The 22,410-nt window shown below is 34.4% G+C and carries 18 protein-coding genes; 11 read left to right on the forward strand and 7 right to left on the reverse strand.

Translation table 11 applies throughout. The annotated features are described in order from the left end of the window. Positions 1 to 136: 136 nt before the first annotated feature. From EG348_RS04700 to EG348_RS04715, 3 genes are all read left to right on the forward strand, one after another. Entirely contained in the window at positions 137 to 748 is a 612-nt protein-coding gene (locus tag EG348_RS04700; protein WP_123981113.1) for an RHS repeat-associated core domain-containing protein, read from the forward strand. Between the two features lie 822 nt (positions 749 to 1,570). Then, on the forward strand, positions 1,571 to 2,029 hold the full coding sequence (locus EG348_RS04710) for a redoxin domain-containing protein (protein WP_123981117.1): 459 nt from the start codon (positions 1,571 to 1,573) through the stop codon (positions 2,027 to 2,029). A 9-nt stretch (positions 2,030 to 2,038) separates the two neighbouring features. Then, positions 2,039 to 2,557 carry a DsbA family protein gene (locus EG348_RS04715; protein WP_123981119.1) on the forward strand — a complete coding sequence of 173 codons (519 nt, stop codon included), beginning with the start codon at positions 2,039 to 2,041 and terminating at the stop codon, positions 2,555 to 2,557. A gap of 194 nt (positions 2,558 to 2,751) precedes the next feature. Here EG348_RS04715 and guaB read toward each other — a convergent pair whose 3' ends face one another. The 7 genes from guaB to EG348_RS04750 all read right to left on the reverse strand — a co-directional run bounded on the left by guaB (position 2,752) and on the right by EG348_RS04750 (position 9,410). After that, positions 2,752 to 4,212 carry an IMP dehydrogenase gene (guaB, locus tag EG348_RS04720; protein WP_123981121.1) on the reverse strand — a complete coding sequence of 487 codons (1,461 nt, stop codon included), beginning with the start codon at positions 4,210 to 4,212 and terminating at the stop codon, positions 2,752 to 2,754. A 416-nt stretch (positions 4,213 to 4,628) separates the two neighbouring features. Further along, positions 4,629 to 5,132 (reverse strand): DUF4252 domain-containing protein, encoded by a 504-nt coding sequence (locus EG348_RS04725; RefSeq protein ID WP_123981123.1) that lies wholly within the window; start codon positions 5,130 to 5,132, stop codon positions 4,629 to 4,631. Positions 5,133 to 5,145: 13 nt separating this feature from the next. Beyond that, positions 5,146 to 6,426, reverse strand: a complete 1,281-nt coding sequence (locus EG348_RS04730; RefSeq protein WP_123981125.1) for a DUF4252 domain-containing protein — start codon at positions 6,424 to 6,426, stop codon at positions 5,146 to 5,148. A 66-nt stretch (positions 6,427 to 6,492) separates the two neighbouring features. After that, complete coding sequence (locus tag EG348_RS04735; protein ID WP_185145496.1) at positions 6,493 to 7,173, reverse strand: hypothetical protein; 681 nt, start codon at positions 7,171 to 7,173, stop codon at positions 6,493 to 6,495. After that, positions 7,148 to 7,657 carry an RNA polymerase sigma factor gene (locus tag EG348_RS04740; RefSeq protein WP_123981127.1) on the reverse strand — a complete coding sequence of 170 codons (510 nt, stop codon included), beginning with the start codon at positions 7,655 to 7,657 and terminating at the stop codon, positions 7,148 to 7,150. The genes EG348_RS04735 and EG348_RS04740 overlap by 26 nt, the downstream gene beginning before the upstream one ends. Positions 7,658 to 7,755: 98 nt before the next feature. After that, the gene (locus EG348_RS04745) at positions 7,756 to 8,916 is read right to left on the reverse strand and encodes a GlmU family protein (RefSeq protein WP_123981129.1); all 1,161 of its coding nucleotides are present in this window, start codon (positions 8,914 to 8,916) and stop codon (positions 7,756 to 7,758) included. A gap of 242 nt (positions 8,917 to 9,158) precedes the next feature. Continuing rightward, positions 9,159 to 9,410 (reverse strand): type B 50S ribosomal protein L31, encoded by a 252-nt coding sequence (locus tag EG348_RS04750; protein ID WP_123981131.1) that lies wholly within the window; start codon positions 9,408 to 9,410, stop codon positions 9,159 to 9,161. 184 nt (positions 9,411 to 9,594) lie between these two features. Between EG348_RS04750 and EG348_RS04755 the strand changes: the two genes are divergently transcribed. From EG348_RS04755 to EG348_RS04790, 8 genes are all read left to right on the forward strand, one after another. Beyond that, positions 9,595 to 11,004 carry a hypothetical protein gene (locus EG348_RS04755; RefSeq protein WP_123981133.1) on the forward strand — a complete coding sequence of 470 codons (1,410 nt, stop codon included), beginning with the start codon at positions 9,595 to 9,597 and terminating at the stop codon, positions 11,002 to 11,004. Further along, entirely contained in the window at positions 11,004 to 11,330 is a 327-nt protein-coding gene (locus tag EG348_RS04760) for a nucleotide pyrophosphohydrolase (RefSeq protein WP_123981135.1), read from the forward strand. Before EG348_RS04755 ends, EG348_RS04760 begins: the two co-directional genes overlap by 1 nt. A gap of 89 nt (positions 11,331 to 11,419) precedes the next feature. Then, positions 11,420 to 12,646: a 3-phosphoshikimate 1-carboxyvinyltransferase gene (locus tag EG348_RS04765; protein ID WP_123981137.1), complete on the forward strand. Its 1,227-nt coding sequence runs from the start codon at positions 11,420 to 11,422 to the stop codon at positions 12,644 to 12,646. A gap of 2 nt (positions 12,647 to 12,648) precedes the next feature. After that, entirely contained in the window at positions 12,649 to 13,449 is an 801-nt protein-coding gene (locus EG348_RS04770; RefSeq protein ID WP_123981139.1) for an SDR family oxidoreductase, read from the forward strand. Between the two features lie 19 nt (positions 13,450 to 13,468). Continuing rightward, a complete protein-coding gene (locus EG348_RS04775) occupies positions 13,469 to 15,073 on the forward strand; it encodes a hypothetical protein (protein ID WP_123981141.1) in 1,605 nt (534 codons plus the stop codon). A gap of 188 nt (positions 15,074 to 15,261) precedes the next feature. After that, a complete protein-coding gene (locus tag EG348_RS04780) occupies positions 15,262 to 18,402 on the forward strand; it encodes a SusC/RagA family TonB-linked outer membrane protein (protein ID WP_123981143.1) in 3,141 nt (1,046 codons plus the stop codon). A 21-nt stretch (positions 18,403 to 18,423) separates the two neighbouring features. Then, the gene (locus tag EG348_RS04785; protein WP_123981145.1) at positions 18,424 to 19,899 is read left to right on the forward strand and encodes a SusD/RagB family nutrient-binding outer membrane lipoprotein; all 1,476 of its coding nucleotides are present in this window, start codon (positions 18,424 to 18,426) and stop codon (positions 19,897 to 19,899) included. Positions 19,900 to 19,981: 82 nt separating this feature from the next. Continuing rightward, positions 19,982 to 22,330: a phosphocholine-specific phospholipase C gene (locus tag EG348_RS04790; protein ID WP_123981147.1), complete on the forward strand. Its 2,349-nt coding sequence runs from the start codon at positions 19,982 to 19,984 to the stop codon at positions 22,328 to 22,330. Positions 22,331 to 22,410 lie beyond the last annotated feature (80 nt).

A 22,410-nucleotide genomic window follows, 5' to 3' on the forward strand; every position in this document is an offset into this window, starting at 1 on the left:
CGTGCCGCCGAAATTTTTATTTTTCAAATGAATAAATCTGTATTTTTGAAAAGTGACAGAAAAGCGTTCAAAAACTAAGCGGTCGCGCGAGAAAAAATGAAGTTGGCAAATCTCCAAAAATACAGTAGACTACGGAATGTATGATTATGGGGCAAGATTTTATATGCCTGACTTAGGAAGATGGGGCGTAGTTGACCCTCTAGCGGAACAATATCGCAGACACTCTACTTATAACTATGCAATGAATAACCCAATAAGATTCATAGACCCTGATGGCCGTGGTGTTGTAGAAACTACTTCAGGTACTACATACACAGGAGCACATGCTCAATCTGCATTTCTACAATTAATAAGCTCAATGACAAATTCATCTAGTAGCTCACCTGATTGGCACAAAGACAAAAAGGGAAATTTAGTAAAAGATAAAGGAGACAATGCTAGTACGTTGTTAAGCTACGTTAATAATAATTATAAGGATGAAAAGCTTAGTGAATCTGCTGCTAATACTTTATACTCTACTCTAGAAGATGGGAAAGTCGATTTAAATCAATTAAATCCAGAAACCTTAAATAAGAATCTATTTGGGTATAATTATCCCGGTGGGAAAAACCCAAGAAAATATAATGGCGAATCTGATTATTCAGTAGCACCAACTGAAATAGAAGTTCCAGCTTTTATTCACGATAAGGATTATGATAAATTACACGCTGTAGGAGTGCATTATTTAACAATACGGCTACAATTATAGCAGATGATCGTTTTGTTGATAGTATGGGTAAATTAGAGAATAAATATCGAAAAGAAGGAAATAATAAACTTATGATTCAGGCAAAAATATTGGGAAGGGGATTGAATAGTGCTTCTCAGCCTAAAAGGCAAACTATCAAAAGTATTTTGAAACAAGCTATAACATTTCCATCAATAAGATAATATATGAAGAAAAATAAAATTTTATTAGGAACAATGCTATTTAGTTTGATATATGTATTGCTAGGGACTTTGGTTGTTTTGGTTAGTTTCCCAGAATATTCTTTATTTGGCTTCGATTACAATAGCCCCCTTTGGACACCACTTGTAATAATTACTTATCCTGTTAATATTTTATTATTTGGATTAGTTATGGTTGATGTTTCCTTTTTATCGGTATTTATATTGCAAACAATAGTTTTTCTAATTTTATGGTTTGTCTTATATAGGTTTGTTTTATACTACTTCAAGATAAGAAATAGGAAAAAATCTTAATAACAAAAGCCACCCCCGCTGCGCAAAGTCTGTGACTTTGAGTAGATAAAAATAACCCACCGCAATTGCGGTGGGTTTTGTTTTATATAATGTTCTTTTTTGTATATGAAAACAGAACTATAGCACTGCCGAATTTTTAGCAAAAAAAAATATTTAGCCCTTTTAATGACACTCATTTTCCCATGATTCGAAAAATGGCTGGCTTGTCTTCTTCTTTTTCTTCTTCGAGTTGCTGAATAACATTTATTTGTTCTATTTTAATTAATCCATAACATTTTTTCAATATCCAAATTCTTATTCATAATTTTACTAATCAAACTACAAAAATATGATATTAGAAAAAGGAAAACCAGCACCAGATTTTGAACTTCACGCCACTCCCGACCAAAAATTAAAGCGATCTGACTTTTTAGGTAAAAATTTAATCTTAGTATTTTATCCTGCAGACTGGAGCCCGGTTTGTGGAGATCAGGTGGCTTTATACAACGAAATGCTCAGTATTTTTCATAAATATAATGCAGATATTCTTGGAATTTCTGTGGATAGCTCTTGGTGTCATGATGCTTTTATGGCAGACCGAAAATTACATTATCCGTTATTGGCAGATTTTAATCCTAAAGGTGAAGTTTCCAAAGCGTATGGAGTTTATAATGAAGAAAATGGGACTTCCAAAAGAGCGTTGTTTGTCATTGATAAAGATGGAATTATCCAATGGAGTTATTTGTATCCTGATGGGATTAATCCGGGAGCTGACGGAATCATTGATGCATTAGAAAATTTAAAATAAAATAATATTATGTCTACTTTAAGAATTCCGATTGGTCAGAATGATCATGTTCAAGGAAATCCGGAAACTGCAAAAATTGTGTTGGTTGAATATGGTGATTATCAATGTCCATATTGCGGCCATGCTTTTCCTTTGTTGAAAAAATTTGTGGAGGAATATCCGGATGATGTTGCTTTTGTTTTCAGAAACTTTCCTTTAACGGATTCTCACGAATATGCAATGTCGGCGGCCGCAATCGCAGAAGCCGCGGGAAATCAAGGAAGATTCTGGGAAATGCATGATCTTATTTATGATAATCAAAATTTACTGAATGAAGGTTTATTGAAAGAATGTGTAAAAGTTTTACAACTGGATGTTAATAAAATTGAAAACGATATTAATACCTCTGAAATTCAGGATAAAATTGAAGCTGATTTTGAAGGCGGCGTAAGAAGTGGCGTTAACGGAACTCCATCATTTTTTGTGAATGGTCAAAAATGGGAAGATTACGACGGAACGTATGATTGTTTTGTTGACCTGCTTTCTTAGTTGAAGATTAATAAATTGGTGGCTAACGTTCTCGAAGCCACCAATTCATTTAAATATAAGTTTTGGCTAAAGCCAATTTAGCAGTCTTACAGTGAAAGCGGACTAAAGTCCGCTCCTATAGGTAACTAAACAATTATTCAAAATACAAAAGCCACACAAATTGTGTGGCTTTTAATTTATCTCTTACAAATATCTTATAAAGAATAATTTGGAGCTTCCTGAGTGATGATAACATCATGAGGGTGAGATTCTTTCAATCCGCTTCCTGTGATCATTACCATTTTGGTTTCTGTTTGTAAAGCTTCAATATCTTTAGCTCCACAATATCCCATTCCGGCTCTAAGACCTCCAGTTAATTGGAAAATCACATCTTCCAATTTCCCTTTGTGTGGTACTCTACCTTCAATTCCTTCCGGAACAAATTTCTTAGCTTCACTTTGGAAATATCTTTCTTTTCCTCCTCTCTTCATTGCAGAAAGACTTCCCATACCTTGGTAAGACTTGAATTTTCTACCCTGGAAAATAATTTCTTCTCCCGGAGCTTCATCCGTTCCGGCTAAAAGAGAACCCAACATTACTGCTCCTGCTCCACTTGCGATAGCTTTTACGATATCTCCTGAAAGTTTAATACCTCCATCGGCGATTACTGCTACATTTTTAGATTTAGCATATTCGTAAACGTTGTAAATAGCAGATAATTGAGGAACTCCAACTCCTGCAACAACTCTCGTTGTACAGATAGAACCCGGACCAACTCCTACTTTAAGAACATTTGCCCCAGCTTTAATTAGATCTTCCGCAGCTTCTGCAGTTACAATATTTCCACCAACGATATCTAAATCCGGATACATTTCTCTGATCTGAGAGATTTTATCTAAAACACCTTTAGAATGACCGTGTGCAGAATCAATACCAATAATATCAACACCGGCTTTTACCAATGCTGCAATTCTATCCATTGTGTCTTCTCCAACACCAACTCCGGCACCTACAATAAGGCGGCCTTTTTGATCTTTATTGGAGTTTGGATATTCTAATTGATTGTCGATATCCTTAATGGTAATCAAACCAACCAATTTATTTTCAGAATCTACGATCGGAAGTTTTTCAACACGGCTTTTAAGAAGAATTTCTTTTGCCTGCTCAAGGTTGGTATTTTTATCAGAAGTGATCAGATTTTCTTTCGTCATGATCTCTTCAACCTTCATATCAAGATTTTCCTGATATTTTACATCTCTGTTGGTGATGATTCCGATCAATACATTATTAGCATCTACAACCGGTAAACCTGAGATTTTATATCTGCTCATCGTTTCTTTAGCTTCAGCTAAAGTATGATCTTTTGAAAGGGTAACAGGATCTGAGATCATTCCGTTTTCAGAACGCTTTACACGGTTAACCTGTGCAGCCTGCTCTTCGATCGTCATGTTTTTGTGGATGAAACCTAAACCTCCGACTCTTGCCAAAGCAATAGCGAGGTCACCTTCAGTAACTGTGTCCATTGCAGCAGATACTATCGGAACATTCAGCGTGATTTTGTCGGTAAGTCTTGATTTTAATGAAACCTGGTTAGGTAAAACTTCTGAATAAGAAGGGACTAGAAGAACGTCATCGAAAGTGATGGCTGTCTCTACAATTTTGTTATGAATAGACATCTTTACTTTCTTTGCAAAATTAGGCTATTTCAACGAGATATGAAAGTCCTATTTAATAGTTTAAATAAAAATTAATAATCAATTATTTAAATCAAAAAACCGAACTTATTAGGAACGGTCTTTCTTGTACAAAATAACTTGAATATATAAGGGTTAACTTATTCTGGATATTATAAAAGCTTCAATTATTATTTCCGAAAATGATAGCTTATTTATTTTTCCGCAAAAGTAAGGCAGAAATATGAGAAAACAAGTTTTATATTATTATTTTAATATTAATTTAATTTTAACTTAAAAATAATAATTAATACTAACAAATAAGTTTAAATATTAAATATTCTAAACATAAAAACCGCTCTTAAAATAAGAACGGTCTTCTTGTACAAAATAATTGAGTATATGAAGGGTTTAAAAATTTACTTATCTGTTGCAGAATTAATCATTTTTGAAATATCATCTGCCGTAAAACTTCCTTTTACATCTACAAAAACCAATTCTTTATCAGAATTTACCGTAATCAGCATGTTTTTTATGGTTTCTCCTGTTTGTTTCACTTTGATGTTTACATTATCACCGTCATGTTTTATGGTTGCCCAGTCTTCGTAATTGTTGTTATTTAAATATTTAGCATAATCTTTCAGCATTGCCTGGTCGCCATTTTCTACGGTCAACACTTTAATTTTAGAAACTTTTTTTACAAGATTGATCAATTCTTCATCTCCGCCGTCTTCTCTTAAAGCTTTTTTAATAAAAGGTTTAGCTAAAAACATCGGTACATTGAAACTTTCAAACTTAGCACCTTTAAAATCATAATCAGTGTTGCTGAAGAAATCCATATCAGGCTTGCGGGAACCTCCTATACATGATTGCAATACGAATATTGTACAGGCGATAATAAAAATGTTTTTAAAAATTTTCATGGCAATTAGATTTTTAGTTAATCGGTTTTAAGCTTCCGCCGGACATTTTACTGATATTGGAGTCAATTTTAGGATTTCCTTTATACTTTACAAGACCTCCGGAAGATGCTTTTACCTTCAATGTGGTTGTAACATTTACAGAAAGACTTCCGCCTGATGTAGACTCTACTACTGCACTGCTTGATCTTAGATTCTCTGCTTTACAAAGCGCTCCACTGCTGATATCAAATACTGCTGCCGCAACTTCTCCTTCAAAACTGGTGTCGGAACCACTTGAAGCTTTCAATTCAAAATTCTCCGAATTAACATCAGCTTTAATATTTGATCCTGAAGTCGCTTCAACATTCGTTGTATTGGATACATTGAATTTTCCTTTAATCGTAGATCCTGAGGAAGCATCAATTGCAAGATTTTTTTCATTCACAGAATTTACTGTTGAGAAATTGGCGCCTGAAGAAGTTTTGATCTCACTCATTCTCGGAGAAGAAACGTTAACGCTTAAATTTTTAAACCTTAAGTTTTTCACTCCTTTATTATCAATGTACACTTTCAGAATACCGTTTTCAACTTTTGTAATAACGTATTGAAGTTTATCAGCATCCGCAATGACTTTGATGTTGGTAGGACTTTCCTGTTTGTAAACCACATTTACACCTGTGCTTACATTAATTCCTGAAAATTCTCCTACATTTCTGGCTTCACCATTCAAATAAGACGGATTATTATCCGAAGTCTGCGTATTTCTTGTGTGACTTATCGTATTTGATTTTGTCTCGCTCGAATTAATGATCTTGTTGACATCATCCATAGAAAGTTTCCCGTCAAGCATGACAAGAATATTTTCTCCGCTGTCGCTGTTGATACTTAATAAAAGATCATCTAAAATTCCGTCTTTGGCTTCCGAAGAGAGGAACTTTATTTTCGCTCCGGAATTATTTACAGACATAATTTCGCTGTAATTCAAACTTTTAAGATAAGAAGAAACGTCTTTCTTTAATTCTGTAAGATTGTTCTGAACTATTCTGCCTTCCGGACTGTTGGCTTTTTCCGGATTTTCTGTGATTAGAACTTTTAATCCGTTGATCTTTGCCAGTAACGGCTTGATCTGATCCAGCTGAGCGTCGTCAATATTAAGACTGCTAAGCATTCCAAACATTGGTTTTGCTATCTTGATAGAAGTTACACCTTCTACCTCCTGATATTTTTCAAAAAGTTTATCAAATTTGTCTCCTTGCCCATAAACATTATAGAAATGGGAAAAAGCAAATGCGAATATTATCAATATTTTTTTCATGAGTCAATTTTTATTTTTACTGAGATGATTAATGCCTGATCAGGTTCATAAATCTTTGTTTTTAGGTTAATAATCGTCGTCCATCACCTTGGGTTGTGCTAATTTTTCACTAACGTTATTTGCAAATATCTGAAATGAGTACTTAGTCACATTAATAGCTTCTTCTACATTTTCGATCTTTTTTCCGTTTACAATAACATACGAGTCTTTGTAACCTGAAGAATCTTTTTCGGAAGAATCATGTTTTTTAGAAGAAGAATTATCTACAAACTGAGGTCTTCTTTCTTTTTTTAATCTTCCTCTTTTTGGGAGAATTTGATCTAAAACATCTTTCTCGGCAACCGAATTTTCCTGAAAGATCGAATCTTTTTTCGCTGCGGGAATCGTATCATTCACATGATTTACGGCAACCTGCGTTTGATGATCACTATTTTCGTCAATGAAATCTTTTTTCTGCTGCTTGATCTGATTTTCAACAAGTTTCGCCTGATCTTCTACATCGGATTTTTGATTATAATTAAAAACCAATCCGATTCCGAAAAGCAAAACCACGCTTGCTGCCATCCAAAACCATTTCGGGAAAGATGGCTTCGCTTTCGTTTGAAGCGGAATAATAGGGGTTTCTTTATTTTCAGATTCTCCGCCTTCTGCTTTTTGAAGGAAATCTTCAAAGTCCCAGTCCATTTTTTCTTCCTTTATGTTTTGGAAGACTTCGTTGTATTTATCTTGAAATTTGTCGTTGTTCATAATTCATCAGTTGTGAGATTTGTTCTTTTACTTTTTGTCTTGCTCTCATAAGATTTACTCTTACCGCGTTTTCTTCCATTTCCAGCATTTCAGAAATTTCAGAAACTTCATACTCTTCTACATCTTTCAAATGGATCACCATTTTTTGTTTCTCCGGAAGCTGATTTATAAAACCTACAATGTGTTCTTTTAAATTATTGACTTCCATACTGTAAAGCTCCGATCGATGTAATTGCAGATCTGCAAAACCCTGCCTTACGTCGTGATGCTTGAGTCTGTTCAAACACTCGTTCCGGACAGCCTTCAATGCATAGGATTTTAAATTTCCAAACTGCGCCAGCTCCTCTTTTTTCTGCCAGAACTTAATCATAAGATCCTGAACCACATCTTCTGCCTCATCACTACTCATAACGAATCTTTTCGCAAAGCGATACATCTCATTTTTGAGAATGAATACCGTATTCTTAAAAGTTTCTTGGGTCATGAGTTTTGTTTCTATTAGTAAGACAATTAAAAATTGTATTCTATTACATCGTAAATAAAAAAAACTTCAAAAATGTTGAAGTTTTAATTTATAATCGTTTAATATGTTTCAAAAACATATTTCAAAATAGCCTTATCATCATCTGTTAAAGGCACTTTTCGTCTCGCCATTGCTTTTTCTGCAACTTCGTAGGCTTTATCTAATTTAAATTTTTCATCGCCTTTAAATCCGCCCCAAGAAAAATTCTCTACAAGATTGGGAGGAAAGCCTTCTTTGAAAATATTAGAAGCAACACCTATAACAGTTCCTGTATTTAATTGAGTATTAATCGCTGTTTTAGAATGGTCACCCATAATTAAACCTGCAAATTGCAATCCTGTATCTTCAAAAGCTTTGGTTCTGTAGTTCCAAAGTTTTACGTGTCCATAATTATTTTTAAGGTTGGAAGAATTGGTATCTGCACCGAAATTACACCACTCACCGATTACCGAATTTCCAATGAAACCGTCATGACCTTTACTCGAATATCCAAAAATAATGATGTTATTAACTTCTCCACCAACTTTACAGTGGGGACCGATCGTTGTTGCGCCATAAATTTTAGAACCTAAATGGAATTTAGAATTTTCTCCAAGCGTGATTGGACCACGAAGATTACAACCTTCCATTACCTCAGCATTTTTGCCGATATAGATCTTTCCGGTTTTTGTATTGATCGTTGAAAACTCAACTTGCGCTCCTTCTTCTATGAATAAGTCTTTCTTATCACCCAAAAATCCGTTGGTTGAAGAAAGCTCTTGAGAAGTTTTTCCTTTAGTTAATAATTCAAAATCAAAATCAATTGCTTTATCATTATAAGTAAAAAGGTCTGTTGGTTTTTTAAAGAAAATCAGTTCTTCTTTAATATCTGTCATTTTTTCGATCTGATGAAGCGAAAAATCTTTCATATTGATCTTTGCTGCGACTAATTCGTCTTCATAAACTAAAGCTTCACCTTGTTTCAGTTCTTTAATTTGTTGAATAACATTTTCAGTAGGCAAAAAATTAGTGACTAAAAAAAGACTTTCTTTTTCTTCCGGATTTTTAAATTTTTGCTGTAAATAATTTTCGGTGAAATAAGAAATTTCTGTATTTTCTAAAACTTTCTGCCATCTTTCGGAGAAAGTAAGAATTCCACATCGCATTTCGGCAACGGGACGGGTAAAAGTAAGCGGAAGAAAATCTTCCCAATATTGTGCATCTGAAAATACTAATTGCATTTTTTATATAAGATGTTAGAAGTTAGTAGTTAGAAATTAGTAGACAAAGTAAAATCTATTATCTATTTTTTAGCTAATTTCTACTTAATGCAAAAATACAAATAAAATTTTCCTGAATTATTTTAAATAGAGAACAAAATCTAAACTTAAATCAAACTTAACTTAAAAACTAACTTCTATTTACAAACAAAAAAGCCTTCCAATGGTTTTGGAAGGCTTTAATATTTTTTAGTGGCAAAAAATTACTTAGAGAATTTTTTGTACTTGTTCATGAACTTGTCTACTCTACCTGCAGTATCAACCAACTTCACTTTTCCTGTGTAGAAAGGGTGAGAAGTAGAAGAGATTTCCATTTTGATCAATGGGTACTCTTGTCCTTCATACTCGATAGTATCTTTTGTCTCTGCAGTAGATTTGCAAAGAAACACCTCGTCGTTACTCATATCTTTGAAAACAACAAGTCTATAATTTTCTGGGTGAATTCCGTTTTTCATAATACAATTTTTTAAAAAATTAAAGTTTTGCTTTCGAAATAGTAATGGTATTTCTCTGCTAATTTTAGGGTGCAAAAATACAATATTTTTTCTAATTTCCAAATACTCACGCAATATTTTTTTGAGGATAAGAAAATTAAAGTATTTTCGTTAAATTTGAAATCTATATTAAACTTTATTTTCGATGAAATTCAAATTATTACTGGCTTTTTCTTTTTGGATGCTTCTCATTGCGGTATCTTGTAACAAGGATGACATCAATTTTGATGCTCCTTCACAGCAGCTTAGCTTTTCAAGAGATACTGTATTCTGTGATACGGTTTATCATCAGGTTCGTTCTGAAACTTATGCTGTAAAAGTATATAATAATGAAGATAAGGATATTCTTATCCCAAGAATCAACCTTGAAAAAGGAGCAACATCTTTATATAAAATCAATGTAGACGGGAAATCCGGATATGATTTTAAAGATGTTCCGTTAAGAAAGAATGACAGTTTATACATTTTCGTTGAAATTGCTCCTGAGGCTACAGGTCCGGAAGCGATTGCTGAAGACAAAGTAATCTTTACAAGTCCGGCAGGTCAGCAACATGTGACTTTATTCTCCGTGGTTCAGGATGCGGAATTTTTTATTCAAACTCCCTCAAATCCAAATGTTATTACTAATAATACAACCTGGAATAATGATAAAGCTAAAATTATCTACGGAGATCTTACCGTTGATCCCAATGTAGTATTGAATATTCAGGCCGGAACGAAAGTTTATTTCCACAAAAACAGCGGAATGAAAATTTCTACAGGATCTACTTTAAATATTAATGGAACCTTAGACAAAGAAGTTATTCTTCGAGGAGACAGAAATGATCCTTATTATGATACCATTCCTAAGAACTGGAACTCTATCAGAATGGCTGCCAATTCTACTCTTAATATGAATCACGCAAGACTTTTCGGAGGAACGAAAGGTTTAGACATGAGACAGACCAATGCAACGATAAGCAATTCTTTCATCCATACTTTCCAGGAATACGGAATATATGCTGTTGCTTCTACGATAAATGCTAAAAACTTAGTCATGAACAACTGTGGAGAATCTTGTATCGGAATCTTCAAAGGTGGAAATCATACTTACACTCATGCTACGATTGCTAATTATTCTCAAGTTCTATCTTCAATGAACAGAAACGGAATTTTCGCAACCAACGAATGGCAAAATGATGCAGGACAAACAGAGCAAGGTGCATTACAGCAGCTTAATATAAGAAACAGCATCGTATATTCTGACAGAGATAATTCTGTGAATTTTGAGCAGACACCGGGACAACAATTTAATTTTATCATTCAAAACAGTTTGTTGAAATATGCAGGAACAACAGAAGCAGGCTTCCCTTTTGACAGCAATCCAAGTGTGATCCAAAGTTATAAGAATGAAGATCCTCAGTTTGTAAATTATTTTACCGCTCATCTTAATCTAAGAGTAAAACCGGCTTCTTTCGCGAAAGGAAAAGGAAATACAACCATTGCAGGAACCGTTCCTACAGACATCGTTAACGTATCAAGAACGACCAGCCCGACGCTTGGAGCCTATCAATAATGGAAATTACAAATCTACAGCAGCAAGTTGACGAATGGATAAAGACAAACGGTGTCCGTTATTTCAATGAACTGACCAACATGGCAATGCTGACCGAAGAAGTCGGTGAAGTTGCCCGAATTATCGCCAGAAGATATGGCGAGCAAAGTGAAAAAGAAAGCGATAAAAGCAAAGATCTTGGAGAGGAATTAGCAGATGTATTGTTTGTAACTTTATGTCTTGCCAACCAAACAGGAGTTAATCTGCAGGAAGCTTTCGATAAAAAAATGAAGATAAAAACTGATCGCGATAAAGACCGTCATCAGAATAATGAAAAATTAAAATAGCTGGATGTTGGAAGTTGGATGCTGGAAGTTTTTTACATAAAACTTTTTACCTCCCGCTTCCAGCTTCTGGCTTCCAACTTAGAAGAACAATGAAGAAGCTAGAAAAATCAAAATTAACAGGAAATAAAACAGTACAAATCAGCGGTTCGAAAAGTATTTCGAATCGTTTGTTGATTTTGGAAAGTCTGTTTAAAAATATAAAAATCGGGAATTTATCCAATTCTCAGGACACGCAATTGCTGAAAAAAGCACTGTCTGAAACTACTGAAACTGTAGACATTCACCATGCAGGAACAGCCATGCGTTTTCTTACCTCTTATTATTCTATTGCCGAAGGAAAAACAACTATTCTTACGGGTTCAAAAAGAATGAAAGAAAGGCCTATCAAGAATTTGGTAAGCGCTCTTCAGGATCTTGGAGTGGAAATTGAGTACATGGAAAATGAAGGTTTTCCGCCTTTAAAAATTACAGGAAAAAAGATCACTCAAACTCAGGTTAATGTTCCGTCCAATATTTCAAGTCAATTTATCACTTCTCTTTTGCTTATCGCAGGAAAATTAGAAAACGGATTAGAAATTAACCTTGTAGGCGAAGTTACTTCAAGGTCTTATATTGAAATGACGTTGGATATTTTAACAAAATTCGGAATTAAAAATAGCTTTATTGGCAATATAATAAAGGTCGAATCATTCATCAATGATCATTCATCAGTTATTAATTATGAAGTCGAAAGCGACTGGAGCTCTGCGTCTTACTTCTACTCTATCTGCGCGTTGGGAAGAGAAACTATTCACCTGAAAAGTTTTTACAAAGAATCAACTCAGGGAGATTCTGCGATTGCAAAAATCTATGAAGAGTTTTTTGGAATTAAAACGATTTTCTCAGAAGATGAACACAAATTGACTCTTCAACCAGATCCTAATTTTTCATTTCCAGAAAAGATTATTTTGGATATGAATAATTGTCCGGACATCGCACAAACTCTTTGCGTAACGGCTGCAGCTTTGAAAATTCCATTTGAGATTTCAGGGTTGGGAACTTTAAAAGTAAAAGAAACCGATCGACTTTTAGCTTTACACATCGAATTGAAAAAGCTGGGAACAGAAACTGAAATTACAGATTTAACCATCAAATCAATCAGCTTCGATGAGCCGCAAGAAAATATTTCTATTAAAACGTACCAAGATCACAGAATGGCTATGAGTTTTGCACCATTTTGTTTGATTAAAGAATTAAATATTGAAGAGGAAGATGTTGTGGAAAAATCTTATCCAATGTTTTGGGAGGATTTAGAAACTATTTTAATTAAAAATTAATAATGAATAACGTAAAAACTATAATCATCACAGGAACCTCATCAGGAATCGGTTTCGTTTTAGCCGAATATTTTGGAAAAAAAGGTCATAAAGTCTACGGTTTAAGCCGAAAACATACGGAAAGTCAATATTTCAAATCAATTCCAACTGATGTTACGGATAACAACGCCGTTCAAAATGCCATCGCAGAAGTGTTGAAAACTGAAACAAGAATTGACGTTTTGATCAACAATGCAGGAATGGGAATGGTTGGTGCTGTGGAAGATTCTACAAAAGAAGATATTTTAAAATTATTTAATTTAAATCTTGTCGGAGCGGTACAAATGATGACTGCCGTTATGCCGAAAATGCGTGAAAACAAATTCGGACAGATCATCAATGTTTCCAGCATTGGAAGTGAAATGGGACTGCCTTTCCGTGGATTTTATTCTGCTTCAAAATCTGCTTTAGACAAAGTAACAGAAGCTATGAGATATGAAGTTTATCCTTGGAATGTCAATGTTTGTTCGCTTCATTTAGGCGATATCAAAACCAATATTGCAGAAAACAGAGTGAAAACAAAAGTTTCTCAGCCTTACGCAACTGTCTTTGATAAAGTTTATGCTCTAATGAACTCTCACGTAGGCCACGGAACCGAACCTTTGGAAGTTGCAGAATACGTTGAAAATCTTTTAGGAAAAAATAAATGGAAAGCTCATTATTATTTTGGTAAATTCGGGCAGAAAATTGGAGTTCCGTTGAAATGGATACTTCCTCAGGGAACTTATGAGAATTTAATGAAGAAATATAATAAACTGGACTAGTTTCAGTTTTTAAAAGAGTTTGAAGTTATTTCTAAAAATATTTTTTATCCTGTTTTGCGTTTTTGTACAAGCGCAAAAGAAACACTATTTTCTAATAGATTCTGAAACTAAAGTCAAGAAAAAGGTTAGAGATTCCGTCTCTGCAGTGAAGTTTCTGGATTCTCTGGCTCAAAACAATTATTTTTTCACTGAATTAAAAGACGTAAAAATAAAAGGTGATAGTACAGAAATATTTTACAATAAAGGAAAAAATTTCAATGAAACGTATGTCAATCTTTCAGATTCTATTACCCAAAAATTAAAAATTCAGAAAGATTTTTTCACTAAAAATTTAGACTCAACCAAAAAAGTTATCAACAAAAAATATATTGATGACGGATATTCTTTCAGCAGAATTAAGTCTAAATATAAAGGTCAGAAAAACGGTTATCCAATTGTAGAATTAGATATCAACAAAAACGACAAAAGAACCATCGATGGATTTGTGGTAAAAAATTACGTAAGAGTTCCGAAAAGATTCATGAAAAACCTGGAAAAAGAATTCAAGGGTAAAACGTATGATGATAAAAATCTTTTAGCGATCAATAAAACCTTTCAGGGACATCCTTTTCTTAGTTTAGAACGGCAGCCTCAGACTTTGTTTACGAAAGATTCTACCCAGATCTACCTCTTCATGGAAAAGAAAAAAACCAACACTTTTGACGGTGTAATCGGTTTCGGAAACGATAAAACAGATAAATTTACGCTAAACGGAACCTTGAATGTCAATTTTAAAAATATGTTCAACGGCTTTGAGACCGTCAATTTATACTGGCAGAGAAACCCTGACAAAGGGCAAAACTTCGATTTGCAAACTGACATTCCTTATCTTTTCAATTCCAATGTAGGTCTAAATATGAAGGTTAATATCTTCAGACAGGATTCTACTTTTGCGAATGTGAAAGCACTTCCCGCTTTCTATTATCATCTAAATAACCGAAACAAAATAGGTCTTCGAGGGACTTTTGAAAGCTCAAGTATTATCGATACTTTATACGTTCAGGGAAAAGATTATAACAAAAAAGGAATCGGGATCTGGTTTGAAATGGTGGAACCTACTGACGTTGATCTTTTCTTATATAAAACAAAAATAAGTGCCGGATATGATTATCTGACAACAACTTACACCAAAGACAATATTAAAGCTCCGCAAAATCAATTCTACTTTTTTGGGGAACATAATTATAATATCAACGGAAATCATTTCCTGAATATAAAGGCAGAAGGAGCCATGATGGACTCAAAAGTTGAGTTCTCTGCCAACGAATTATATCGTTTTGGAGGCTGGAATTCCATGCGGGGATTCAATGAAAACTCCTTAGCCGCCGATTTCTATTATTATGGAAGTTTAGAATATCGATACCTCATCGGAAATCAGGCCTTTTTTGATGTCTTCGGACAATACGGACAGCTCAATAATAAATCATTAAATGTCAAACCTAAGCTCTACAGTGTCGGGCTCGGATTCAACTTCTTCATTCCGATCGGGTTGATGAGCTTCCAACTGTCGAATGGGAACGAATTTGGGAATCCGTTTAAATTCAATGATATAAAAATCCATTGGGGAATCTTGAGTAGATTTTAAGATTAAAAACATCCTTTTACCTATTAATAATACTATTTAAAATAAAGCAAAAACTCTTATATAAATAGCTTTTTCCGCTTTATCCTTTCGTTAATTTTTCCATTGTCTCTTATTGAAATCGTATTTTTATCTTAATGCAGGATTAAGATTTAAGTAACAGTGTACCGCTAAATTTGCTCTCAAAAAAAATGAAGAAGACTTTAGCTACTTTTGCGATTTTTTTACTCCCCCTTTATTTAACTGCCCAAGAGATCAACATTTCCGGAAATGTAAAATCCGAAAATGGTTCTACAATTTCAGGTGTAAATATCACCGACAAAAACTCAGGAAAATCTGTAACGACAGATCAAAACGGTAATTTTACCATCACAGCCAATCCTAAAGATATTCTTGAATTTTATTCTCCGGAATTTTCAAGTTACTCCATTGAGGTTTCTTCTAAAAGAAATTATTCTGTTGTCTTAAAAAAGGTAAGTGAAAAACAAATTGAAGGCGTTGTAATTACCGCTCTGGGTATTGCGAAAAAGAAAGAAAAAATTGGTTATTCCACTCAGGAAGTCGGGACAAAACAATTTGAATCTATTACAACACCAAGCATTGGAAATCTGTTTTCAGGGCAGGTTGCCGGATTGAATGTTTCGAACCCAACAGGAATGCAGCAGGCTCCGGAATTTACGTTAAGAGGAAATTCCAATTTAGTTTTTGTTATTGATGGAGTAATTGTTGAAAAAGGAGTTTTTCAGAATTTAGATCCCAATAATATTGAAAATATCAATGTTCTGAAAGGCGCTCCTGCATCTGCATTATACGGTTCTAGAGGAAGATACGGGGCGGTTTTAATCACAACAAAAAGTGCTAAAAAGAAAGGCTTCACCGTTGAGTTTTCTCAAAATACAATGGTTACAGGCGGATTTACCAATCTTCCAAAAACTCAGACAGAATACGGAAATGGTTCTCACGGACAATATGAATTCTGGGACGGCGCTGACGGCGGGGTGAATGACGGAGATATGATCTGGGGTCCAAAATTCGTTCCCGGAACTAAAATCGCACAATGGAACAGTCCGATCCGAGATAAAGTAACCGGACAAACAATTCCGTGGTATGGAGCAGTGACCGGAACTCAGTACAATGATAAATCAAGATATGAAAGAGTTCCGATCGATTGGGAATATCATGATAATCTTTCTACTTTCTTAAAACCTGCGGTTATTAACAATAACAGTTTTTCCGTAAGCTATAAAAATAATAAAGATACCTACAGGCTTTCCGGGAATTTCATGAATTATGATGACAGAGTTCCGGAAGCTTATCTGCAACGTTATGGAATTAATTTTTCTTCAGAAAATCATTTGGGAGACAAATTAATTTTTGACACAAAGTTTAATTTTACACAGACCTTTACTCCAAACATTCCGAATTACGACTACAATCCGAGTGGTCACATGTACACAATCCTGATCTGGATGGGTGGCGATGTAGACGGAAGAGATCTTAAAAACCATATGTGGATTCCCGGAAAAGAGGGAACTGCCCAGGCAAATTGGAACTACGCTTGGTACAACAACCCTTGGTTCGGAGCCGAATACTACAAAAATAAAAACAGAACTGATGTTATCAATGCACAGACCGGTTTAGAGTATAAAGCCACACAGGATTTCTCCGTAAAAGGGAAAATATCTCTTGTTGAGAACCATAACAAGCAGGAAATTTTAAGTCCGTATTCTTATTTCAATTACAGCGCACCGAGAAGTGGCGGTTATATTTTGAACGATACGAAAACCTGGAATCTCAACTCTGATGTTTTAGCAACTTATAAAAAGAAAATTTCAGACAATTTTGATTTCACGATCAATGCCGGAGGTTCTACTTTTTATTATAAAAACGATGTTGACAACGCTTCAACAGACGGTTTGAAAGTACCTGAACAATATACGTTAGACAACTCTATAGGTTCTGTAAAATATTACGATTATTTAAAGGAAAAATTAATTTACAGTGTCTATTCTACGATCGACGTTGGTTTGTATAATGCTTTTTTCATCAACGTTTCAGGGCGTAATGACTGGTCTTCAACCTTACCGAAAGCTAATAGATCATATTTCTATCCGTCTGCTTCATTAAGTGCAGTGATTTCGAATTTAGTTAAAATGCCGGAATCTATTAATTTACTAAAATTATCAGCTTCATGGGCAAAAGTAGCGTACGATTTTCAGCCTTATTCAATTCGAAATTATTACTTGAATAATAGCGGTGTTACCTACAACGGAAATCCTACTTATTATTATCCGACAACGCTGAATTATGAAAATTCTTTAAAACCTGAACAGACAAAATCTTATGAATTAGGATTAAGCGCAGGCTTATTCAATAACAGAATTACATTAGACGCAACGTATTTCAGAACATTGGATTATAATAATATCCTTCAGTTCCCGAGTGCGCAGTCATCAGGTTTCACTTCGCAATACGTCAATGGAAATGAATATACCACAAAAGGTGTTGAAATTTCATTAGGATTAGTTCCGATTAAAACCGCCAATTTCACTTGGAAATCTTTGATCAACTGGAGTAAGTATGAACAAAAATTAACTTCCATTTATGGAGATATGCCAAATTACAATAACATCAAGCTTGGTGAAAGAATGGACAGTTATTATGACATCACATGGCAAAAATCTCCGGACGGAAAAGTCATTTTGGATGCAGAAACAGGAATGCCGACAAGAGCTACAACTCCTACTAACTTAGGACATTTCAATCCGGATTGGACGTTTGGTTTTAACAATACATTTAAATATAAAAAATTCACTTTAAACATCGGGATCGATGGAAGTATAGGTGGTGTGATGAGATCTCAGGTAGTCGAAAAAATGTGGTGGGGTGGAAAACATCCGAACTCTACAGCTTACAGAGACCAGGAATATGCGAATCCGGGAACGTATTATTTCGTTCCGGATGGTGTAAATTATAATGCCGCAACAGGAACTTATACTCCGCACACCAAAGCAATCAGCTTCCAGGATTGGGCACAGAATTATCCATATCAGGCTAGGGTAACAGAAGATGAAAGCGAATTATTTGCTAATGTTTTCGACAGAACTTTTGTGAAATTAAGATCTGTAGTTCTGGAATATGACTTCTCATATCTTCTTAATCCAAAAGGTATGGTAAAAGGTTTCACAGCCAATATTTCTGCCTACAATCTTGCAATGTGGAAAAAATCTAAAAATTTGTACTCTGATCCGGATTTCCAGATCAAAACAGGTAATGATATTCAGGATCCGTCAAGCAGATGGTTCGGAGTAGGATTTAATCTTAAATTTTAATTAAAAAGCATTTCAATCAACATGAAAAATATTATAAAAGCATTATTTATCGTAGGATTATTTGCATTGACGTCTTGCGAAACCAATCTTGACACAATCAACGAAAATCCGAACGATCAGGCGAGTATTGATCCTAAATTCCTTTTAACATACGTTTCAAAATCTGCTTTTCAGGTGAATGGCGACAATATGTACGCTTCAAGAATGATGATTGGTACAGACGGAGAAAATACTTATCAATACATGAAATGGAACGATGCTTCGTTCGACACTTACTCTTCAGGGCTTTTGAACACTGCTAAAATGATGCAGGAAGCCGAAAAGATCAACAATAAAAACTATCAGGCGATCGGTAAATTTTACAGAGCCTATTATTTTTTTAATTTAAGTTTAAAATTCGGAAGCATCCCTTATTCTGAGGCTTTAAAAGGAGAATCTGGCATCACACAACCAAAATACGATACTCAGGAAACGGTGATGTCCGGAATTTTATCTGAATTAAAAGAAGCCAACGATCTCATTAATTCCAATGATAAAATTGAAGGTGACATCATCTACAACGGAGATGCCACAAAATGGAAAAAACTGATTAATTCTTTCCGTTTGAAAATCTTAATTACAATGTCTAAAAAAATGACATTAGGAACTTATAATATTGCAACGGAATTTGCTTCCATCGCAGGAACTCAGCCTTTAATGACTTCAATTTCTGAAAATGGAGAATTGAAATTTGCAGATGCTGCAGACAGCAGATACACGATGTTCAATAACAGTGGTTACGGTTCGAGTTTGTATATGGCAGATTATTTTATCAATCTGTTTAAAGCCAGACAAGATCCGCGTTTGTTTACTTTTGCAGCGCAGACTACAGGGGCGAAAGAAGCAGGAAAAGCAATCACCGATTTCACAGCATATAACGGTGGAAATCCAACTTCCCCTTATTCTGATAATGCGGCTTTGGTTACAGCAAAAAATATTTCTAAAGTAAACGACAGATTTTATAAAGATGCTACGAATGAGCCTTCATCGGTTTTAAGTTATCCGGAATTAGAGTTTATTTTAGCAGAGGCTACCGCGAGAGGATGGATTTCGGGATCGGCAAAAACGCATTATGATAATGCAATTAAAGCTAGTTTTAATTTTTATCAGACCTATGTAAAAAATCCGAATCAGTATTTTGCAGGTTTTGATGTGAATCAATATTTGACGACTTCTTTAGTTGGTTACAACGATACCGCTCCGCTGCAAACTCAGTTGGAAAAGATCATGACTCAGAAATATATGACGATGTTTCATCAATCACAATGGACTTCTTATTACGATTATCTGAGAACAGGATTTCCAAATTACCCTTTACAAACGGGAGTTTCAGCACCTTTCAGATTCAGATATCCACAATCTGAATATAATTATAACAGTACCAATCTGAAGGCTGCACTAACATCACAATATGGAGGAAATGACAACATCAATTCTAAACCTTGGTGGTTACAGTAAAAATCTAACTATTTTTTAATATCAAAAAAGAAATCACAGGAAAATCTATTATCTTGTGGTTCCTTTCTTATTACGATTGAATATGAACAGAAGAGAATTTTTAGAAAAATCAAGTCTTTTATTAGCCGGATTGGGAACTTCAAGCATTTTGCATCCTGCTATTTTAAAAGCACTAACAATTGAACCCGCTGCCCTGTCTACTTTTTATGACGCAGAACATGTTGTAATCTTAATGCAGGAAAACCGTTCCTTTGATCACGCTTTCGGAGCTTTGAAAGGAGTGAGAGGTTTTTTAGATAAAAGAACTTTCATCAAACCAGATGGACATTCGGCATTCTTTCAAAAAAATGATGCAGGAAAATATGCTTCACCCGCCCGTTTAGATCTTAGAAATACAAAATCTACCTGGATGAGCTCCCTTCCGCACTCTTGGGACAATCAGCAAAAAGCTTTGAATAAAGGAAAATACGATCAATGGCTTCAGGCAAAATCATCAGGAAATAAAGATTACAAAGAAATTCCGTTGACGTTAGGATATTATAATCGTGAAGACCTTCCGTTTTATTATCAATTGGCGGATGCATTTACTATTTTTGATCAATATTTCTGTTCATCACTCACGGGAACTACACCAAACCGACTTTTCCATTGGTCCGGAACGTTAAGAGAACAACAAACTGGCAAAGCAAAAGCCAATGTTTTTAATGAAAATATTGATTACGAAAAAGCTAAACAAGCCCGTTGGAAAAGCTTTCCTGAAATTTTAGAGGAAAATAATGTTTCATGGAAAATATATCAAAACGAAATAAGTCTTCCAAAAGGAATGTCGGGCGAACAGGAAGCTTGGCTGAGTAATTTCACAGACAACCCGATTGAATGGTTCTCCAACTTCAATGTAAAATTTTCAAAAGGATATTATAAAAATATTCCGAATATTATTTCTTATTTAAAACAGGAAATTGAGAAAAATCCAAATCAGAAAGAAAGATTTGAAGGAATGATTACCGAACTTAATGAAGATCTTGAAAAATATAAACCTGAAAATTTTGCCAACCTTTCTCAATACGAAAAAAATCTTCACGAAAAAGCATTCACTATCAACTCAAATGATCCCGAATATTGGGATCTGGAAATAGGCACGGATGAAAATGGAGAAAAATTGGTAGTTCCGAAAAGTGACGTATTATTTCAGTTCCGAAAAGATGTTGAGGAGAAAAAATTGCCGTTGGTTTCATGGCTGGTTGCTCCCGAGCATTTTTCTGATCATCCCGGTTCGCCTTGGTACGGAGCGTGGTATATTTCTGAAGTCTTGAATATTTTAACCAAAGATCCTGAAACCTGGAAAAAAACAATTTTCATTATTAATTATGATGAAAACGATGGTTATTTTGATCATGTTTTGCCTTTTGCCCCACCCATGAATCCTAGCCAACCTGTTGATATGAATGGAAAAGAAGGTGCAGAATATGTCAGCAAAAATCAGGAATATATGTTGACTCAAAAGCTAAAAGATCATGAAAGAATTGAAGGAACGGTTGGTTTAGGATACAGAGTCCCGATGATCATTGCGTCACCCTGGACGAAGGGTGGTTTTGTAAATTCTGAAGTTTCGGATCATACTTCTGTGTTACAGTTTTTAGAAAAATTCATTCAGAAAAAATATAAAAAAGATGTTACAGTTCATAACATTAGCGATTGGAGAAGAGCGATTTGCGGAGATCTGACTTCCGCTTTTAATTCATCTAATGTGAAAGCTCCACAGATGGATTATTTAAATCAAAAAGATTACACAAAGACCATCAACGCTGCGAAGAATAAACCTGTCCCGAATTTAAAATGGTATTCTGAAAACGAGTTGAATGATAATTTATTGGACATTCAGGAGAAAGGAACAAAACCATCCAATCCACTTCCTTATGATTATCATGTAAATTTAGATAAAGGGAAAATTAAAATGACCAATTTAAAAGAAACAGCGGTTCCTTTGTTGATCTATGACAGAACACAGTTTGATCATGATAACTTCCATTTTTCTTATGCATTATATTCAAAACAGGAATTGTCACATTCTATAAATGAAGAAAAATATGATCATGAAGTTTTTGGACCAAATGGTTTTTACAGAAAATTTAAAGGAGAAAATGATCCTAAACTAAAAATTTCGTTGATCAATAACCCTTCTAAAAATGAGGTTGTATTACTTATTGAAAAGAATAAAAAAGAAAGCAAAAGTGTCAGTATTGAGTTAGAAGATCTTTATGAAAAGAAGAAAACTAAAATCTCATTAGGTATGATAGAAGAAATAAGGATCAATTTAAATAAAACTAAAGGCTGGTATGATCTGAAGATTAATTTGGATGATAGCATCTGGCATTTTGCAGGACGAATAGAAACCGGAAAAACCTCTATTTCAGATCCGCATTGGGCTTAATTTAAAACAGAATTTATGCTAAAAAAGTCTTATACAATTTTGTGTGAGACTTTTTTTTGATTGACTACAATCATAAATTA

This window comes from Chryseobacterium sp. G0201, assembly GCF_003815655.1.
In the GTDB taxonomy this organism is placed as follows: Bacteria; Bacteroidota; Bacteroidia; order Flavobacteriales; family Weeksellaceae; genus Chryseobacterium.

Excerpts from the sequence above, each read along its gene's own strand:
- EG348_RS04700 (WP_123981113.1), top strand. The coding sequence starts at position 137 with ATGTATGATTATGGGGCAAGATTTTATATGCCTGACTTAGGAAGATGG.
- EG348_RS04710 (WP_123981117.1), top strand. The coding sequence starts at position 1,571 with ATGATATTAGAAAAAGGAAAACCAGCACCAGATTTTGAACTTCACGCC.
- EG348_RS04715 (WP_123981119.1), top strand. The coding sequence starts at position 2,039 with ATGTCTACTTTAAGAATTCCGATTGGTCAGAATGATCATGTTCAAGGA.
- guaB (WP_123981121.1), bottom strand. The coding sequence starts at position 4,212 with ATGTCTATTCATAACAAAATTGTAGAGACAGCCATCACTTTCGATGAC.
- EG348_RS04725 (WP_123981123.1), bottom strand. The coding sequence starts at position 5,132 with ATGAAAATTTTTAAAAACATTTTTATTATCGCCTGTACAATATTCGTA.
- EG348_RS04730 (WP_123981125.1), bottom strand. The coding sequence starts at position 6,426 with ATGAAAAAAATATTGATAATATTCGCATTTGCTTTTTCCCATTTCTAT.
- EG348_RS04735 (WP_185145496.1), bottom strand. The coding sequence starts at position 7,173 with ATGAACAACGACAAATTTCAAGATAAATACAACGAAGTCTTCCAAAAC.
- EG348_RS04740 (WP_123981127.1), bottom strand. The coding sequence starts at position 7,657 with ATGACCCAAGAAACTTTTAAGAATACGGTATTCATTCTCAAAAATGAG.
- EG348_RS04745 (WP_123981129.1), bottom strand. The coding sequence starts at position 8,916 with ATGCAATTAGTATTTTCAGATGCACAATATTGGGAAGATTTTCTTCCG.
- EG348_RS04750 (WP_123981131.1), bottom strand. The coding sequence starts at position 9,410 with ATGAAAAACGGAATTCACCCAGAAAATTATAGACTTGTTGTTTTCAAA.
- EG348_RS04755 (WP_123981133.1), top strand. The coding sequence starts at position 9,595 with ATGAAATTCAAATTATTACTGGCTTTTTCTTTTTGGATGCTTCTCATT.
- EG348_RS04760 (WP_123981135.1), top strand. The coding sequence starts at position 11,004 with ATGGAAATTACAAATCTACAGCAGCAAGTTGACGAATGGATAAAGACA.
- EG348_RS04765 (WP_123981137.1), top strand. The coding sequence starts at position 11,420 with ATGAAGAAGCTAGAAAAATCAAAATTAACAGGAAATAAAACAGTACAA.
- EG348_RS04770 (WP_123981139.1), top strand. The coding sequence starts at position 12,649 with ATGAATAACGTAAAAACTATAATCATCACAGGAACCTCATCAGGAATC.
- EG348_RS04780 (WP_123981143.1), top strand. The coding sequence starts at position 15,262 with ATGAAGAAGACTTTAGCTACTTTTGCGATTTTTTTACTCCCCCTTTAT.
- EG348_RS04785 (WP_123981145.1), top strand. The coding sequence starts at position 18,424 with ATGAAAAATATTATAAAAGCATTATTTATCGTAGGATTATTTGCATTG.
- EG348_RS04790 (WP_123981147.1), top strand. The coding sequence starts at position 19,982 with ATGAACAGAAGAGAATTTTTAGAAAAATCAAGTCTTTTATTAGCCGGA.